This window comes from Pseudomonas sp. S35, assembly GCF_009866765.1.
GTDB lineage: Bacteria > Pseudomonadota > Gammaproteobacteria > Pseudomonadales > Pseudomonadaceae > Aquipseudomonas.
Genome location: NZ_CP019431.1, coordinates 5,267,851 through 5,284,795, shown reverse-complemented (window position 1 = coordinate 5,284,795; position 16,945 = coordinate 5,267,851). Strand labels below are relative to the sequence as shown.

The 16,945-nt window shown below is 59.9% G+C and carries 15 protein-coding genes; 10 read left to right on the top strand and 5 right to left on the bottom strand.

Annotated elements, in window-relative coordinates; translation table 11 throughout:
- Nucleotides 1–3: 3 nt before the first annotated feature.
- The 3 genes from PspS35_RS23745 to PspS35_RS23735 all read right to left on the bottom strand — a co-directional run bounded on the left by PspS35_RS23745 (nucleotide 4) and on the right by PspS35_RS23735 (nucleotide 3,881).
- The gene (locus tag PspS35_RS23745; protein ID WP_159937034.1) at nucleotides 4–1,719 is read right to left on the bottom strand and encodes a proline--tRNA ligase; all 1,716 of its coding nucleotides are present in this window, start codon (nucleotides 1,717–1,719) and stop codon (nucleotides 4–6) included.
- Between the two features lie 202 nt (nucleotides 1,720–1,921).
- On the bottom strand, nucleotides 1,922–3,454 hold the full coding sequence (locus tag PspS35_RS23740) for an AmpG family muropeptide MFS transporter (protein WP_159937033.1): 1,533 nt from the start codon (nucleotides 3,452–3,454) through the stop codon (nucleotides 1,922–1,924).
- 43 nt (nucleotides 3,455–3,497) lie between these two features.
- Nucleotides 3,498–3,881, bottom strand: coding sequence for an MGMT family protein (locus PspS35_RS23735; RefSeq protein WP_159938111.1), 384 nt, complete (start codon nucleotides 3,879–3,881; stop codon nucleotides 3,498–3,500).
- Nucleotides 3,882–4,005: 124 nt separating this feature from the next.
- Between PspS35_RS23735 and PspS35_RS23730 the strand changes: the two genes are divergently transcribed.
- The 10 genes from PspS35_RS23730 to PspS35_RS23685 all read left to right on the top strand — a co-directional run bounded on the left by PspS35_RS23730 (nucleotide 4,006) and on the right by PspS35_RS23685 (nucleotide 12,655).
- A complete protein-coding gene (locus PspS35_RS23730; protein WP_159937032.1) occupies nucleotides 4,006–5,013 on the top strand; it encodes a DUF481 domain-containing protein in 1,008 nt (335 codons plus the stop codon).
- Nucleotides 5,014–5,109: 96 nt separating this feature from the next.
- A complete protein-coding gene (locus PspS35_RS23725) occupies nucleotides 5,110–5,841 on the top strand; it encodes a DUF2470 domain-containing protein (protein WP_159937031.1) in 732 nt (243 codons plus the stop codon).
- A gap of 66 nt (nucleotides 5,842–5,907) precedes the next feature.
- The gene (locus PspS35_RS23720; RefSeq protein ID WP_159937030.1) at nucleotides 5,908–6,384 is read left to right on the top strand and encodes an FxsA family protein; all 477 of its coding nucleotides are present in this window, start codon (nucleotides 5,908–5,910) and stop codon (nucleotides 6,382–6,384) included.
- Nucleotides 6,385–6,631: 247 nt separating this feature from the next.
- Complete coding sequence (locus PspS35_RS23715; RefSeq protein WP_003175874.1) at nucleotides 6,632–6,928, top strand: co-chaperone GroES; 297 nt, start codon at nucleotides 6,632–6,634, stop codon at nucleotides 6,926–6,928.
- A 50-nt stretch (nucleotides 6,929–6,978) separates the two neighbouring features.
- Nucleotides 6,979–8,622, top strand: a complete 1,644-nt coding sequence (groL, locus tag PspS35_RS23710; protein WP_099585553.1) for a chaperonin GroEL — start codon at nucleotides 6,979–6,981, stop codon at nucleotides 8,620–8,622.
- 263 nt (nucleotides 8,623–8,885) lie between these two features.
- Nucleotides 8,886–9,569, top strand: coding sequence for a two-component system response regulator ColR (gene colR / locus PspS35_RS23705; RefSeq protein WP_027605482.1), 684 nt, complete (start codon nucleotides 8,886–8,888; stop codon nucleotides 9,567–9,569).
- The gene (locus tag PspS35_RS23700) at nucleotides 9,559–10,839 is read left to right on the top strand and encodes a HAMP domain-containing sensor histidine kinase (RefSeq protein WP_159937029.1); all 1,281 of its coding nucleotides are present in this window, start codon (nucleotides 9,559–9,561) and stop codon (nucleotides 10,837–10,839) included. The genes colR and PspS35_RS23700 overlap by 11 nt, the downstream gene beginning before the upstream one ends.
- A 187-nt stretch (nucleotides 10,840–11,026) precedes the next feature.
- Nucleotides 11,027–11,707 (top strand): class I SAM-dependent methyltransferase, encoded by a 681-nt coding sequence (locus PspS35_RS23695; protein WP_159937028.1) that lies wholly within the window; start codon nucleotides 11,027–11,029, stop codon nucleotides 11,705–11,707.
- 4 nt (nucleotides 11,708–11,711) lie between these two features.
- Nucleotides 11,712–12,431 carry a lipopolysaccharide kinase InaA family protein gene (locus PspS35_RS23690; protein ID WP_159937027.1) on the top strand — a complete coding sequence of 240 codons (720 nt, stop codon included), beginning with the start codon at nucleotides 11,712–11,714 and terminating at the stop codon, nucleotides 12,429–12,431.
- Complete coding sequence (locus PspS35_RS23685; RefSeq protein WP_159937026.1) at nucleotides 12,428–12,655, top strand: hypothetical protein; 228 nt, start codon at nucleotides 12,428–12,430, stop codon at nucleotides 12,653–12,655. Before PspS35_RS23690 ends, PspS35_RS23685 begins: the two co-directional genes overlap by 4 nt.
- Before the next feature lie 54 nt (nucleotides 12,656–12,709).
- Here the strand turns inward: PspS35_RS23685 and PspS35_RS23680 are convergent, their stop codons facing one another.
- The gene (locus PspS35_RS23680) at nucleotides 12,710–15,736 is read right to left on the bottom strand and encodes a multidrug efflux RND transporter permease subunit (RefSeq protein WP_159937025.1); all 3,027 of its coding nucleotides are present in this window, start codon (nucleotides 15,734–15,736) and stop codon (nucleotides 12,710–12,712) included.
- Nucleotides 15,737–15,738: 2 nt separating this feature from the next.
- Complete coding sequence (locus PspS35_RS23675) at nucleotides 15,739–16,869, bottom strand: efflux RND transporter periplasmic adaptor subunit (protein ID WP_159937024.1); 1,131 nt, start codon at nucleotides 16,867–16,869, stop codon at nucleotides 15,739–15,741.
- Between the last annotated feature and the right edge of the window lie 76 nt (nucleotides 16,870–16,945).

Sequence of the window (16,945 nt, the reverse complement as noted above, 5' to 3'; positions counted from 1 at the left end):
TTTTCAGCGACGAATACGCGCCTGAAGGAAAGACAGCACGTCGGCCACCGGCAACGGTTGGGCTTCGGCTTCGGTCCGGCTCTTGTATTCCAGATTGCCATCGGCCAGGCCGCGGTCACTGACCACGATCCGGTGCGGGATGCCAATCAGTTCCATGTCGGCGAACTTGATGCCCGGGCTGGTTTTCTTGTCCCGGTCATCGAGCAGCACTTCAAAACCAGCAGCCGTCAGTTCGGCATACAGTTTGTCGGTGGCTTCGCGTACTTGCTCGGTTTCGTAGCGCAGTGGGACCAGGGCGATCTGGAACGGCGCCAGGGTGTCGCTCCAGATGATGCCTTTCTCGTCGTTGTTCTGCTCGATGGCAGCCGCGACGACGCGGGAAACGCCAATGCCGTAGCAACCCATTTCCAGGGTGATCGGCTTGCCGTTCTCGCCCAGCACTTCGCACTTCATCGCCTTGCTGTACTTGTTACCCAGCTGGAAGATGTGCCCAACTTCAATGCCGCGCTTGATTTCCAGGGTGCCCTTGCCATCCGGGCTTGGGTCGCCGGCGACGACGTTGCGCAGGTCGGCCACGGTCGGAACCGGCAGGTCGCGTTCCCAGTTCACGCCGAAGTAGTGCTTGTCGTCGATGTTCGCGCCAATACCGAAGTCGCTCATCAGTTCGACCGAGCGGTCGATGATGATCGGCAGCGGCAGGTTCAGCGGGCCGAGGGAACCGGCACCGGCGCCAATGGCGTTGCGCAGTTCATCGTCGGTGGCCATGACCAGCGGGCTGGCCACGCCAGGTTGCTGGGCCGCCTTGATTTCGTTGAGTTCGTGGTCGCCACGGATCACCAGGGCGATCAGCTTGCCTTCTTCCTCGGCGCGCACGATCAGGGTCTTGATGGTCTTTTCAATCGGCAGATTGAATTTTTCCACCAGGGCCGCGATGGTCTTGGTCTCTGGCGTATCCACCAGGCGCAGCTCTTCAGCTGGCGCTGGGCGCGAGGTTTCACGCGGCACGGCTTCGGCTTTCTCGATGTTCGCGGCGTAATCGGAAACGTTGCTGAACACGATATCGTCTTCGCCGGATTCGGCCAGTACGTGGAACTCGTGGGAGCCGGCGCCACCGATGGAGCCGTTGTCCGCTTCAACCGGGCGAAACTTCAGGCCCAGGCGCGTGAACACGTTGCAGTAGGCCTGGTGCATGCGGTCGTAGGTGACCTGCAGCGATGCCTGGTCAGCGTGGAACGAATAGGAGTCCTTCATGATGAACTCGCGGCCGCGCATCAAACCGAAGCGTGGGCGGATTTCATCACGGAATTTGGTCTGGATCTGATACAGGTTCAGCGGCAGCTGCTTGTAGCTGCTCAGCTCGTTGCGCATCAGGTCGGTGATGACTTCTTCGTGGGTCGGGCCGGCGCAGAAATCGCGGCCATGACGGTCCTTGAAGCGCAGCAACTCAGGGCCGTACTCTTCCCAGCGCCCGGATTCCTGCCACAGTTCAGCCGGTTGGGTGCTCGGCATCAACACTTCGAGAGAGCCGGCGGCGTTCATTTCTTCACGAACGATGGCTTCGACCTTGCGCATCACCTTCAAGCCCATGGGCAGCCAGGTGTACAGGCCGGAGGCCAGTTTGCGGATCATGCCGGCGCGCAGCATCAGCTGATGGCTGATCACGACCGCGTCGGAAGGCGTTTCTTTCTGTGTGGCGAGCAAATATTGACTGGTACGCATGGTAGGCCGTTGTCGGTTGCTTGGACTTGAAATGACTTGGGATTGTACGGGCGCAAACTGCTGGAGTACAGGCATCAGAATGCAGAGGGACATGTGGGCTAATGTGGGAGGAGCTTGCCCCGATAGCTGTGTGTCAGCCATAGATAAGTTGACTGACACTCTGCAATCGGGGGCAAGCTCCTCCCAGATTGACCTGGTGGTGTCAGTCCTCTGCCGGTGGATTCAACCGAATCCGCCGATTCTCCTGATACCAATGCAGCGCAATCAACACCAGCGTCGGCACCCCCAGCATGCAGGTGATCAGGAAGAAGTTGTGGTAGCCGAACTTCTCCACCATCACCCCCGAATACCCGCCGATCAAGCGTGGCAGCAACAGCATGATCGAGCTGAGCAGCGCATATTGGGTGGCGGAGAACTTGAGGTTGGTGAGACTCGACAGGTAGGCTACAAATGCTGAGGTGGCCAGGCCGGAGCTGAAGTTGTCCAGGGAGATGGTGAAGATCAGCATCTGCAGGTCCGGGCCCTTGTCGGCGAGCATCACGAACAGCAGGTTGGTGCCAGCCGACATCACGCCGCCGATGAACAGGATCGGCAGAATGCCGAAGCGCACGATCAGCAGGCCGCCCATGCCGGCGCCGAGCAGGGTCATGATCAGGCCGAAGATCTTGCTGACCCCGGCAATCTGGTCCTTGGTAAAGCCCTGGTCGATGTAGAACACGTTGGCCATCACGCCCATCACCGTGTCGGACATGCGATAGGTGGCGATCAGCCCCAGCAGCAGCAGGGCCTGCCAGCGGTAGCGCAGGATAAAGTCGTTGACCGGTGTCAGCACCGGCGCCAGGCCGCGACGGCCCATGGTCGAGAGGCACAGCGCGGTGAGGGTGATATAGAGGATGGCGCGCAGGAACGCGCGGTCTTCCATCAGCAGGTCCCACACGCTGGTGTCGTGGAACACCACGCTGCCGAAGTCGGTGTTGTACAGCTGAGTGAACATGGCGGGCACGGACACCAGCAGCACGATCAGCACAAACACCGACATCAGTTGATGCATGAAGCTGTAGCGTCCGGCCTGCAACTGGGTGCGCAATGGCACATTCGGTTCGCGCATGAACAGGGTGGTCAGCAGCGCCGGGACCATCAGCACGCCGAACAGCACATAGGTGCCGGTCCAGGCCGAGTGCTTATAGTTGAAACCGGTGGAGCCGAAGCCTTCGGCAAAGAACAGGGCACCCGCCGTGGCCAGCAGCGCGGCGATGCGGTAGCCGGACATATAGCTGGCGGCGAGTGCGGCCTGGCGGCTGTCGTCGGCGATTTCCAGGCGATAGGCGTCGACCGCGATGTCCTGTGTGGCGGAAGCGAAGGCCACGACGACGGCAATGGCTATCAGCCAGGACAGATGTTTCTGCGGGTCGCAAAAGCCCATGCCGATCAATCCAAGGATCACCAGCGACTGAGCCAGTACCAGCCAGGAACGACGCCGCCCGAGTTTGCCGAGCAGCGGCAGGCGCCATTGGTCGAGCAGCGGCGACCAGACCCATTTGAAGGCGTACGCCAGGCCGATCAGGCTCGCATAGCCGATGGTCTCGCGGGCCACACCGGCCTCGCGCAGCCACACCGAAAGCGTCGAGAACACCAACATGTAAGGCAGGCCGGCGGCAAAGCCAAGCAACAACAGTACTAACGTCGAGGGGCTGGCATAGGCAGCGAGCGCGGCGCGCCAGGTTTTACGGGGCATGGGCTGGAGTCTGCCTCAGGTTTGCGGAAACAAAGCGCGCACTCTAACCGCTGTGCTCTACCGGGCGCCAGCCATGGCGCTGAATATCCACGCGATTGTTGCGCACACTAACGCCCTCTTCGCGCAACCGCGCGCGCTGCTCGTCCCCCGAAGCGCTGCCCTCCGGCAGACTTATCCGACCGCCGGCGCCCAACACGCGGTGCCAGGGCAACGTGGTGCCCTCGGGCAGTTGGCTCAGGGTGCGTCCCACCCAGCGGGCGGCGCGTCCCAGCCCGGCCAGTTGCGCCAGTTCGCCGTAGCTCACCACGCAGCCGGCGGGGACTTGTGCCAATGTCAGGTACAACGCGGTACGGCGCATCTGGGCAGGGCTTTGCGGGGAGTCGGCAGATGGGGTCACTGGAGGGCTATCCGTTGAAATCGTCGGCATATCTGTAAGAAACATCTGTAAACATGGCGATGAGAATTGAACTCAACATAAATCCTTGAGTCAGTCCTAGCTATCTAACACGATAATCGCCCCTTTTCGCCAACCTTGAGCTCCCTATCCGCTTATGTTGTCCAGAACCCTGCTGTGCCTCGCTGTCCTCAGTGCCTCCACGCCCTTGCTCGCCGACACAGTCTGGTTGAAAAACGGTGACCGCCTGACCGGCAAGATCAAGGTCTTCGACGGGGGCAAATTGCTGATCCAGACGGACTATGCAGGCGCCATCCCGGTGGACTGGAAACAGGTCAAGACCTTGGAAAGTGACCAGGAGCTGCTGGTCAAGCAGGACGCCTACACCGGCGAGAAGGCCAAGTCCCTGCAGGCCGCGGACGATGGCAAGGTGGTGTTGGCCAATGGCGAGGCGCCCAAGACGGTCGAGCTGGCCAGCATCCAGCAGATCATCAAGCCCAAGCCTGTGATCGAAGACCTGGTGTGGAAGGGCAACGTCGACCTGGCGCTGGACTACAAGCGTGCCGAGAACGATACCAACGACTACGACATCGACTTCAAGACCACCGCGCGCCATGGCCAGTGGCGCCATACCGGCCAAGGCGAGTACAACCGCGAGTTCCAGGACGACGTGACCACCACCGACAACTGGGCCTTGGAGTACGACCTGGACCGTTTCCTCACCGAACACTGGTTCTGGCAGGGCCGTTTAACCTACAAGCGCGACAAGGTTGAAGACCTGGCCCGACAACGCACGGTCGGTACTGGCCCGGGCTATCAGTTCTGGGACGACGAACTGGGGGCATTCTCCCTCGGCTCGCTGGTCAATCGCACCGACTATGAATATGCCGAGGGCGGCAAAGACAACTTCTACTCGGTGGCCATGAAGTGGAATTACAACCGCTACCTAGTCGGTAAGACGGTCGAGTTCTTCACCAATGGCGAACTGGGCCGGCCCATCGACGGGCCAGTCGATTACTCCCTCGATGCAGAAATGGGCCTGCGTTACAAAGTCACCGAGTGGGCGTCCCTCAACCTCAAGGCCGAGCGCGACATTATCAGCGGCGACTCCGAGAGCAGTTTGAGCAAGACCCGCTACACCGCCGGGTTCGGCGTGGCCTGGTAACACAGAGCCCCTGGCAACCAGCGCGTATATTGATTACCTTGTGTTGAGATCCATTCCCATATGCTATGGGCAGTCGAACACCCGAGGAGTCATACGTTGAGCACACAGGTTGCCAAGAACGCCAGAGCGCTGCTGCTCAAGGAATACCGTGGGGCGCTCTCCACATTGTCCAAGGCCATGCCTGGCTTTCCGTTCGGCTCGGTCGTGCCGTACTGCCTGGACGAGCAGGGTCGCCCACTGATCCTGATCAGCCGCATTGCCCAGCACACCCACAACCTGCAAAAAGACCCCAAATGCTCGCTGCTGGTCGGCGAGCGTGAGGCAGACGATGTGCAAGCCGTGGGCCGCCTGACCTATCTGGCCGAAGCCGAGAAGCTGGAGGAGGGCGCTGCCATTGAAGCGGCGGCCGAGCGCTATTACCGCTACTTCCCGGATTCGGCCAACTACCACAAGGCCCACGATTTCGACTTCTGGGTGCTCAAGCCAGTCCGCCACCGCTATATCGGCGGCTTTGGCGCGATTCATTGGGTCGACCAACTGACGCTGGCCAACCCGTTCGCGGGCAAGGCCGAGCGCAGCATGATCGAACACATGAACAGCGATCACACCAAGGCCATCGCCCATTACGTCGACCTGGCCGGCTTGCCGACCTTTGAACCGGCGCAACTGGCCGGCATCGACAGTGAAGGCATGCACCTGCGTATCGGCCAATCCCTGTATTGGTTGCCGTTTGCCGATTCTTGCAACACGCCGACACAAGTGCGCGAGGCCCTGGTTTCATTGGCCCACGCCGAGGCCTGGCCGAAAAAAGCCGTGGCTGACGCTTGAATTCACGAAACGGCGACGTCATCTAAGGTGGACTGGCAAGGCATTCTTGCGTTGAGGAACCATTTGATGCGCCCTTTTTTATTGCTCTTTCTGCTGTTCCCGGTGTTGGAGCTGTTCGTATTCGTTCAAGTCAGCAGTGCGATCGGGTTTTTCCCGGCCCTGTTGCTGATTATTCTCGGCTCGATGCTCGGCGTCCTGGTGCTGCGTGTCGCCGGCCTGGCCACGGCGCTGCGTGCCCGTGAAAGCCTGAATCGCGGCGAATTGCCGGCCCAGACCATGCTTGAAGGGCTGATGATGGCCCTGGCGGGTGGCTTGTTGATCCTGCCGGGTTTCGTCAGCGATGTGATCGGGCTGTTCCTGCTGCTGCCGTTCACCCGCAAGCTGTTGGCGGGCAAGATGCGCCAGCGCGCCGAAGAGGCGGCGGTTCGCCAGCGAGCGTTCGCCGACGACCTGCAACCCCGTGGTGGGCCGGCTCCGCGCCAGCCGTTGGGGCGTGAAGGTGACGTGATCGAAGGTGAATTCGAGCACCGCGACAGCAAATAATCGCTTTATTGGCACGGCACCTTCGGGCGCCGTGTTGCTTTTACCGCTTGGCAACTGCAAAAAAATTCCGCCAAGCGCCCTTGTAATAAGCTTATGCGCCCTTATGTAACGGTCACCGCAAGGTTTCTGGTGGCGACACCAGACAGACTTCCGCGTCTTGCTTGGCGAGGCGCGACCGGCACCGCCGGATAACAACCTGCCGGTACTGACACCGGCCGATGAAAAACACAATTAGGAGAGATCGACAATGAGCAAGCTTCGTCCTCTGCACGACCGCGTCGTAATCCGTCGCAGCGAAGAAGAAAAGAAAACCGCTGGCGGTATCGTTCTGCCAGGTTCGGCTGCTGAAAAAGCCAACCATGGTGTGATCGTCGCTGCAGGCCCAGGCAAGACTCTGGAAAACGGTGATGTACGTGCGCTGGCCGTTAAAGTCGGTGACAAGGTTGTATTCGGCCCTTACTCCGGCAGCAACACTGTGAAAGTCGACGGCGAAGACCTGCTGGTTATGGCTGAGAACGAGATTCTCGCCGTACTGGAAGACTGATTTCCCCGCTCATTTTCCCGTTACTACAAAGTATTTAAGGAATATCGATCATGGCTGCTAAAGAAGTTAAATTCGGCGATTCCGCCCGTAAAAAAATGCTCACCGGTGTCAACATCCTGGCTGACGCAGTAAAAGCGACCCTGGGCCCAAAAGGCCGTAACGTGATCATCGAGAAGAGCTTCGGCGCTCCGACCATCACCAAGGACGGCGTTTCCGTAGCAAAAGAAATCGAACTGGAAGACCGTTTCGAAAACATGGGCGCGCAGCTGGTCAAAGACGTTGCCTCCCGTGCCAACGATGACGCAGGCGACGGCACCACCACCGCTACCGTTCTGGCTCAGTCGATCGTCAACGAAGGCCTGAAAGCCGTCGCTGCCGGCATGAACCCGATGGACCTCAAGCGCGGCATCGACAAGGCGACCATCGCCGTTGTTGCCGAGCTGAAAAACCTGTCCAAGCCATGCGCTGACACCAAGGCTATCGCTCAGGTAGGCACCATCTCCGCCAACTCCGACAGCTCCATCGGCGACATCATTGCCGAAGCCATGGAAAAAGTCGGTAAAGAAGGCGTGATCACCGTTGAAGAAGGCACTGGCCTGGAAAACGAACTGTCGGTTGTAGAAGGCATGCAGTTCGACCGTGGCTACCTGTCCCCGTACTTCGTCAACAAACCAGAAACCATGGTTGCCGAGCTGGAAAGCCCGCTGATCCTGCTGGTCGACAAAAAAATCTCGAACATCCGCGAAATGCTGCCAGTGCTGGAAGCCGTTGCCAAAGCCGGCCGCCCACTGCTGATCGTTTCCGAAGACGTTGAAGGCGAAGCCCTGGCGACGCTGGTTGTGAACAACATGCGTGGCATCGTCAAGGTTGCAGCCGTCAAGGCTCCAGGCTTTGGCGATCGTCGCAAGGCCATGCTGCAGGACATCGCAGTCCTGACCGGCGGTACCGTTATCTCCGAAGAGATCGGCCTGAGCCTGGAAAGCGCCACCCTGGAAAACCTGGGTAGCGCCAAGCGCGTGACCATCTCCAAGGAAAACACCATCATCGTTGACGGTGCTGGCGTTGACGGCGACATCCAGTCCCGCATCACTCAGATCCGCGCCCAGGTTGCCGAGACTTCCTCGGACTACGACCGTGAAAAACTGCAAGAGCGTCTGGCCAAGCTGTCCGGCGGCGTAGCAGTGATCAAGGTTGGCGCTGGTTCCGAAGTTGAAATGAAAGAGAAAAAGGCCCGCGTTGAAGACGCCCTGCACGCAACCCGTGCAGCCGTTGAAGAAGGCGTGGTACCTGGCGGTGGCGTTGCACTGATCCGTGCTCTGGAAGCCCTGGTCGACCTCAAAGGCGACAACGCTGACCAGAACGTCGGTATCGCTGTTCTGCGTCGCGCCGTTGAATCCCCACTGCGCCAGATCGCTTCCAACAGCGGCGACGAGCCAAGTGTTGTGGTCAACGAAGTGAAGAACGGCAAAGGTAACTACGGTTACAACGCTGCAACCAGCGAATACGGCGACATGGTCGAAATGGGCATCCTGGATCCAACCAAGGTGACTCGTTCGGCCCTGCAGGCAGCCGCTTCGATTGCTGGTCTGTTGCTGACCACCGAAGTTGCGATTGCTGACAAGCCGAAGGCTGAAGGCGCTGGCGGCGGTATGCCAGACATGGGCGGCATGGGTGGCATGGGCGGCATGATGTAAGCCAGCCTTACCCGGCTAACCAAAAAGCCCCGCCTGCAGTGATGCAGGCGGGGCTTTTTAATGCACGGTTTTTGAGGCGTGACGATGCATCAGCCTGACAGGCTTTGTGTGGGCGGCGGGTGAAGTGATAGTGAAAAACGTGTGAAGCCCATCAATCGGTTGAAAATACTTATAGAGTCGTTCTCGCGCCCTAGTCGTGAGCCACACTTGGCCTTAAGCTGCGCGAGCCAACACGGCCGTTACCGCGTACGGAGACACTGCCCATGCGAATTTTATTGGTTGAAGACAACCGCGATATTCTGGCCAACCTGGCGGATTACCTGGGGCTCAAGGGCTACACCGTGGATTGTGCGCAGGACGGTCTGTCGGGCCTGCACCTGGCGGCCACCGAGCACTACGACTTGATCGTGCTCGACATCATGCTGCCCGGGATCGACGGTTACACCCTGTGCAAGCGCCTGCGCGAAGACGCACGCCGCGACACGCCGGTGATCATGCTCACCGCTCGTGACCAATTGGATGACCGGCTGCAGGGTTTCAAGTCCGGCGCGGATGATTACCTGCTCAAGCCGTTTGCCCTGTCGGAACTGGCCGCACGCATCGAAGCGGTGCTGCGCCGTGCCCAAGGCGGCGGACGCCGTGCCCTGCAAGTGGCCGACCTGAACTACGACCTCGATACCCTGGAAGTCACCCGCGAAGGGCGTCTGCTCAAGCTCAACCCGGTCGGTCTCAAACTGCTGGCGGTGCTGATGCAGAAGAGCCCTCACGTGCTGCGCCGCGAAGTGCTTGAAGAAGCGCTGTGGGGCGACGACTGCCCGGACAGCGACAGCTTGCGCAGCCACGTCCACCAATTGCGCCAAGTGATCGATAAACCTTTCGCCAAGCCGTTGCTGCAAACGGTGCACGGCGTCGGTTATCGCCTGGCCGAGGGTCGTGATGGAGTTTAAGCAAAGCCTTGCCCAACGGATCATCATCGCCTTTGCCCTGATGAGCGCGTTGGTGGCGGGGGCCTTCGCCATGGGCATTGTCGCCACTGTGCACCTGGTGGAAGAAAAGCTGATCTCGGCAGGCCTGGGCGGCGATTTACAGCGCCTGCTGCTGATGGACAGCGTCGAGGACTGGAACCACCGGCCCGAACCGGACCAACTGTTCTATTTCAGCGGCGGTCCCGGCGATTTCGAGTTGCCCAAGGACCTGCGACATTTGGAACCGGGCTTTCACGAAGTATTTCGTGAGTCGCTGTCCTACCACGCGATGGTCGAAGTGATCGACGGTCGGCGTTATGTACTGTTGCAAGACCAAAGTGATTTCGAAGAACGTGAGCGCGTGCTGTTTGCCGTGGTGTTGGTGGGCTTCGTGCTCAGCCTCGCGCTGGCAGTGTTCCTCGGTTGGGTACTGGCGCGCAAAGTGATGGCGCCGGTGGTACGCCTGGCGCGCCAAGTGCGACATCGCGACCAGCTGCTGGGCCTGGCACCGCCCCTGGCGCCGGACTACGCGGCCGATGAAGTGGGTGAGTTGGCCGTGGCCTTCGACGCCACCTTGGGGCGGCTGCGGCAGGCGCTGTCCCGTGAGCAAATGTTCACCAGCGACGTGAGTCACGAATTGCGCACGCCCTTGATGGTCTTGGCCAGCTCCTGCGAGCTGCTGCTGGAAAACCCGGCCATCGACCAGCGCGGGCGTAATCAGGTGCTGCGTATTGCTCGGGCCTGTGAAGAGATGCGTGAGCTGGTGCAGACCTTCCTGATGCTGGCCCGCGCCCAGCATAACGATGCGGCCGTGTCGCCTCAGGTCACCCTGGCGCAAGTGGCGGACGACCTGCTCGGCATCTGGCGTGAGCAAATCGAGCGCAAGGGCCTGGAACTGATCTATCAGCCGGGCAACCCGCTGGACACGCACTACAACACTACCTTCCTGCATGCGGTAATGGGCAACCTGTTGCGCAATGCCTTGCACTACACCGAGCACGGCTTTATCCGGCTCACGCTCGAACCCAGTGGTTTTGTGGTGGAGGACTCGGGGGTCGGCATTCCCGAAGACAAGCGCGAAGCGATGTTCGAGCCGTTTGTACGCGGCAGCGAAAAGCGCGGTGAAGGTCTTGGGCTGGGTTTGTCACTGGTCCAGCGCATCTGCGAGAACCAGGGCTGGACCGTCAGCCTCAGCACGATGGAGCCTAATGGCTGTCGCTTTCATGTCGAGTTGAGTCAGGTCAAGGCCTGACCGCTCACCCTGCCGCTATCCTGCCAGACATCCCCGTCATTCGGCGAAGATGGCCCCATGCGACTGAATGTGTCTGTAAAGTCTTGAAATGTATGCTATTGGACAGGACAAGTTTTTCACACACGGTTGACCTGTTGATCACAGTTCGATGCTTAAGGTTGTAGGCATCAGTAACTGGAGATCAGTGATGTCTAACCCCATCAAGCTCGAATTTTCCGAAAAGTACGACGACGAACACGCTCACGAATATTTGCTCAAGCACCAGGACAGCCTGGCGCGCCGCTTGTCCCACAAACGCGACGAGCAATTGGCCCGTGGTGCCCTGGCAATGGCCGGCGAGCCTGGCCTAGTGCTGGACCTGCCGTGCGGTGCCGGGCGTTTCTGGCCGCTGCTGGCGGAGAAACCCAACCGCGTGATCATCGGCGCCGACAATTCGGCGTCGATGTTGAAAGTTGCCACCGTCGCCCAACCGGCGGATGTGGTGAAACGGGTACGGCCTTTGCAGACATCTGCCTTTGCTATCGATTTGCCGGATAACTCGGTCGACAGCATTTTCTGTATGCGCCTGCTGCACCACATTGGTGATCCGGCGCACCGGTTGGCGATATTGCGGGAATTTCAGCGGGTTACCCGGGACAGCGTGATCATTTCGCTGTGGGTTGATGGCAACTTCAAGGCTTGGAAGCGCAAGCGCCTTGAAGGTCAGCGCCGCAAGAACGCTGGGCAAGAAGGTTACCAAAACAGATTTGTGTTACCGGCTGCTACTGTTGAATCAGAGTTTGAGGAGGCCGGTTTTCGCGTTCAGGAATCTCTGGACTTCATACCGCTGTACGCCATGTGGCGAGTGTATGTATTGCGCAAGAGGTAACAGAATGGCAGTTGAGTGCGTAGCAGGCAGTCACGTAGCTCCCGAAGAAAGGTTTGATTATTTCTGGCGCCAGCAGGGCGAATGGGTCGAGGAACCTAATCGTCGGCGCGGCGGTGAAAGCGGTGTGCAACGCGTGATAAGTGCCAACGGCCGCTTGCTCTACAGCAAGCGCCAGACCGGCCACATCTACCGCAGTTGGCTACACCCGTTCGGCCGCCCGACTGTGCTGCGTGAGCGCGATGCCCTCAAAGGCCTGCGCCTGCTGGATGTGCGGGTACCAGAGCTGGTGTTCTGTGGGGCACGCCGCGATGCCGAGCACCATTGGACGGCGTTGCTGGTGACCGCCGCGCTCGATGGTTTCGAGGAAATCGAAAATTGGTACGCCGGTGGTGGTCGTGCACGCCATGGCGAGCTGATGCATGAACACATGCTCAAGGAATTGGCTAACACCCTTGCGCGTATGCACAAGGGGCGCTGGCAGCACGGGTGCCTCTACATCAAGCATATTTTTGTGCGGGTGACCGGTGAAGGCGACTCGGCCAGTGTAGAAGTGGCACTGCTGGATTTCGAGAAGTGTCGCCAGCGTCTGACCGCTCATCAGGCGGCCTCCCATGACATGCGGCAACTGCGCCGCCATTCGTCGTGGAATGATAGCGATTGGGGAAAACTCAGCTACTTTTACGAGACGGCGTTTGGCAGCGCTATCAAGGGTTTAACCAAATGAAGTTAGAAATAGCACGAGGTGTGTTCCTGCTGGGGGCGTTGGGCGTTGCGGCCCTGGCCCTGGCTGCCTGGGAACAGCCTCGCACACAGATACTCAATGCAACGCAGGAGGGTGCACAGTGCTTATTGCCGCGCGTCGCCAAGGCGAGCATGGCGGCCAAGCCTGATCACGAACTGCTGCTGTTTATGTTTGGCATGTCTCAAGGGATGAGGCCGCAGAGTTGAAACGAGTGAAAGCACCTGAAAAGGGCCTTGCGATGCGAGGCCCTTTTTTTTGCATCAGCGCTTATCCGGCTTGGCCAGCAGCGTATAAACGCAGGGCAGCACAAACAGCGTAAACAACGTGCCGATCGACATCCCCGTCGCAATCACCATCCCGATATCAAACCGACTGACCGCACCGGCCCCGGTTGCGAAAATCAGTGGCACCATCCCAAACACCATCGCTGCCGTGGTCATCAGCACGGGGCGCAGGCGAATCGACGCCGCTTCCTCCACGGCTTGGCGTGGCGTGAGGCCCTTGTCCTTGCGCAGTTGGTTGGCAAATTCGACGATCAGAATGCCGTGCTTGCTGATCAAGCCGATCAGCGTCACCAGGCCCACCTGGGTATAGATGTTCATGCTCGACCAGCCCAGGAACAGTGGAATTAAAGCCCCGCAGATCGACAGCGGCACCGTCACCAGGATCACCAGCGGGTCACGGAAGCTTTCGAACTGCGCCGCCAGCACCAGGAAGATAATCGCCAGGGCCAGGCCAAAGGTCACCCACAGCGCCGAGCCTTCCTGGATAAATTGGCGGGACGCGCCGCTGTAGTCGAAGGCGTAACCCGGTGGGGTTTCCTCAAGGGCGATCTGGCGCACGGTGTCGATGGCTTCGCCCATGCTCACAATCGGAAAGCCCGAGATCAGTGCCGAGTTGAGCTGCTGGAACTGGTTCAACTGGCGAGGGCGGGCGCGGTCGGTGAGGGTGATCAGGGTCGACAGCGGCAACAGTTCACCCTGGGCGTTTTTCACGTAGTAGTTGTTCAGCCAGTCGGGGTTGTCACGGTAGGCGCGTTCGACCTGGGCGATCACCTTGTAACTGCGCCCATCGAGGGTAAAACGGTTGATTTGCGCCTCTGCCAGCAGGGTTGCCAGGGTGCCGCCCAGGTCTTGCATCGACACGCCCATCTGCGCCGCCTTGGCCCGGTCGATATCCACCACCACTTCCGGTTTGTCGAACGCCAGGTCGATGTCGACAAAGGCGAACTTGCCCGACTCCATCGCGCGTTTTTTCACGCGGTTGGCCACTTCCAGCAACGAGGCATAGTCATTCGCCGTGTTGATCACAAAGCCGAACGGCAAGCCTTCACCCGTGCCCGGCAGGGACGGCAGGTTGAAGCCGAACACTTGCAGGCCGGGAATCTGTTCCAGGCGCTGTTGCACCTCGGGCAGGATTTGCATCTGGGTGCGCTCGCGCTCGTTCCACGGCTTGAGCAGGAAACCGCCAATGCCCGACTGCACACCGTTGAAACCGTTGATCTGGAACGAGGAGTAATACTCTGGGAACGTCTTGAAAATCTCGATGAACTCATCGGTGTAGGTATTCAGGTAGTCCAGGTTGGTCGGCTGCGGCGCGCTGGCCATCATGAAGATGATGCCCTGGTCTTCGTCCGGGGCCAGTTGCGACTGGGTGAACTTGAGGAACACCGGGATCAGGCACAGCACGATCAACGCAAACACGATCACCACCGGCCGCGTGTTCAGGGTGCCGTGCAGCATGCGTTGATAGCGACGCTTGAGGCTGTCGAAAATCCGGTCCAGGCGATGGGCCAGGCCACTGGGGTTTTCATCGTGGCGCAGCAGCAACGCGCACATCATCGGTGACAGGGTCAGCGCGACGATGCCGGAGATGATCACCGCGCCGGCCAGGGTCAGGGCAAACTCCTTGAACAACGCCCCGGTCAGCCCTTCGAGAAAACCAATCGGCGCATACACCGCGGCCAGGGTGATGGTCATGGACACCACCGGCAGGGCAATTTCCCGCGCACCTTCTAGCGCCGCATCCAGTGGCGTCTTGCCTTCCTCGATATGCCGGTGGATGTTTTCCACCACCACGATGGCATCGTCCACCACCAGGCCGATGGCCAACACCATCGCCAGCAGCGTCAACAGGTTGATCGAATAGCCCATCAACTGCATGAAAAACAACACACCGATCATCGACAGCGGGATGGTAATCACCGGAATCACCACCGAGCGCAGCGCGCCGAGAAACAGGAACACCACCACGATCACGATCAGCACCGCTTCAAACAGGGTCTTGACCACCTCGTTGATGGAGGCCTGGATAAACAGCGTGGCGTCGTAGGCAATTTCCGCCTTGAGGGTCGGCGGTAACTGGGCTTCCAGCGCCGGCATGATCTTGCGTACTTCCTTGATCACCTCCAGCGGGTTGGCGCTGGGGGTGGCCTTGATGCCGATGTACACCGAGGGCGTGCCGCCAAACGAGCTGATGGCGTTGTAATTTTCCGCGCCCATTTCCACGCGGGCCACATCGCGCAGCAGCACGCGGCTGTCGCCGTCGGTTTTTACTGCGATGGCGCCAAAGGTTTCAGCGGACTTGAGGTCGGTGTTGGCGTTGATGCTGGTGACCACGAACTCGCCCTTCACCTCGCCGGCGGCAGACAGGAAGTTGTAGCGGCGCACGGCGTCGGTGATATCGCTGGCGCTGAGACCAAAACCGGCGAGCTTCACCGGGTCGAGCCAGATGCGCATGGCGAACACCTGGTTGCCGAGGATCTCCGCTTCGGCCATGCCGGGCAGAGTTGCGAGTTTAGGTTGGATGACCCGCGACAAGTAGTCGGTGATCTGCGGGTTGCTCAATTGCTGGCTGGAAAAACTGATGTACATCAGCGCCGAGGCGTCGGCGGCCTCTTTGCTCAATACCGGGTCTTCGGCGTCTTGCGGCAGCTTGTTCTTGACCTCGTTGGCCTTGGCCAGCAACTCGGTAAACAGGCGGTCGCTGTTGGCGCCGATGCGCGCATAGATTGAAATCACCGAGAAGTTCTGGCGACTCACCGAGGTCATGTAGTCGATACCCTCGGCGCTGGCCAGGCTTTGTTGCAGTGGCTGGGTGATATAGCCCTGGATGGTCTCGGCGTTCGCGCCGGGGTAGGCGGTAGTTACCGTGATCAGAGCGTTTTCCATGCTCGGGTATTGGCGCAGCGGCAACTTGCTGTAGGCCTGCAAGCCCAGCAGTACGATCAGCAGGCTGACCACCATGGCCAGCACCGGACGGCGGATAAAGGCGTCTGTGAACTTCATGTTCAATGCTCTGCCGGCAGGTTTTTGTCCGGGCTGATGGCAATGGGCGTGCCGTTGTCCAGTTTCAACTGGCCGGCGCTGACCACTTGCTCACCGGCTTTCAAGCCCTTGCCCACCAGCACCAGGCCGCCACGCCGCTCGCCGGTCTCGACAAAGCGGCGCTCGGCGATCAGCAGCGGCTGGCCATTGGTGTCCTTTTCCACGGTACCGCTGTCGTTCTTCTTCTCGGCCACGGCGTACACCGAGTTGCCGTAGAGGGTGTAGGTAATTGCGCTTTCCGGCACGACGATCTGTGCGGTGGGGTTGGGCAGCAAGATATCCAGGCTGGTGAACATGCCGGGCAGCAGTTTGTTGTCCGGGTTGGCCAGCGTGGCGCGCACCAGCACATTGCGGGTGCTGTCCTCGACCTTGGGGTTGATCGCGCTGATGCGGCCGGGAAATGCCTGGCCGGGGTAGGCTGAGACTTGCACTTGCACGCTTTGGCCGATGGCGACCTTGGGCACCGCGTGTTCGGGGATATAGAAGTCGACGTAGAGGCTGCTGATGTCCTGCAAGGTAGCGATCACCGTGCCGCTGGCCAGGTAGTCGCCCACGTCCACCTGGCGAATGCCGATGGTGCCGCTGAACGGCGCGACGATGTGCTTCTTGGCCAGGGACGCCTTGAGTTGATTGACCGTCGCTTTGTTCTTTTGCAGTTGCGCCGAAAGACGGTCGAACTCGCCTTTGGAAATCGCCTGGCTGCCCACCAATTGGCTGCCGCGTCCGTAATCGAGCTGGGCCAGGCCCAGGTCGGCCTGGGCGGTTTCCAGCAGCGCGCTTTCCACCGCACTGTCCAGTTGCACCAAGGCTTGCCCGGCCTTGACCTTCTGCCCGGACTCGAACTGCACGTCCTTGACCGTCCCGGCAATCTCCAGGCTCAGGTTCACACCTTGCAAGGCCTTGAGCGTGCCCACCGATGGCAGGCGTTGCTGCCACGGCTGCTCGACGGCGGTCGCGACGGCCACGCTCACGGGTGGTTTGGGTTTGGAAAAGACCTGGATCTGCTGATAGATGGAAAAGGCTTTATAGCCCGCCAGCAGCAGCACGATTAACAGAGCGACACCCAACATGATCAGCATGCGACGGCGCAGCATATTCCGCTTCCTTGGAAGAACTGAGACAGACGAAAACACACAAGCTCGAAACATTACTCCGAGTGTTGAAGGGATT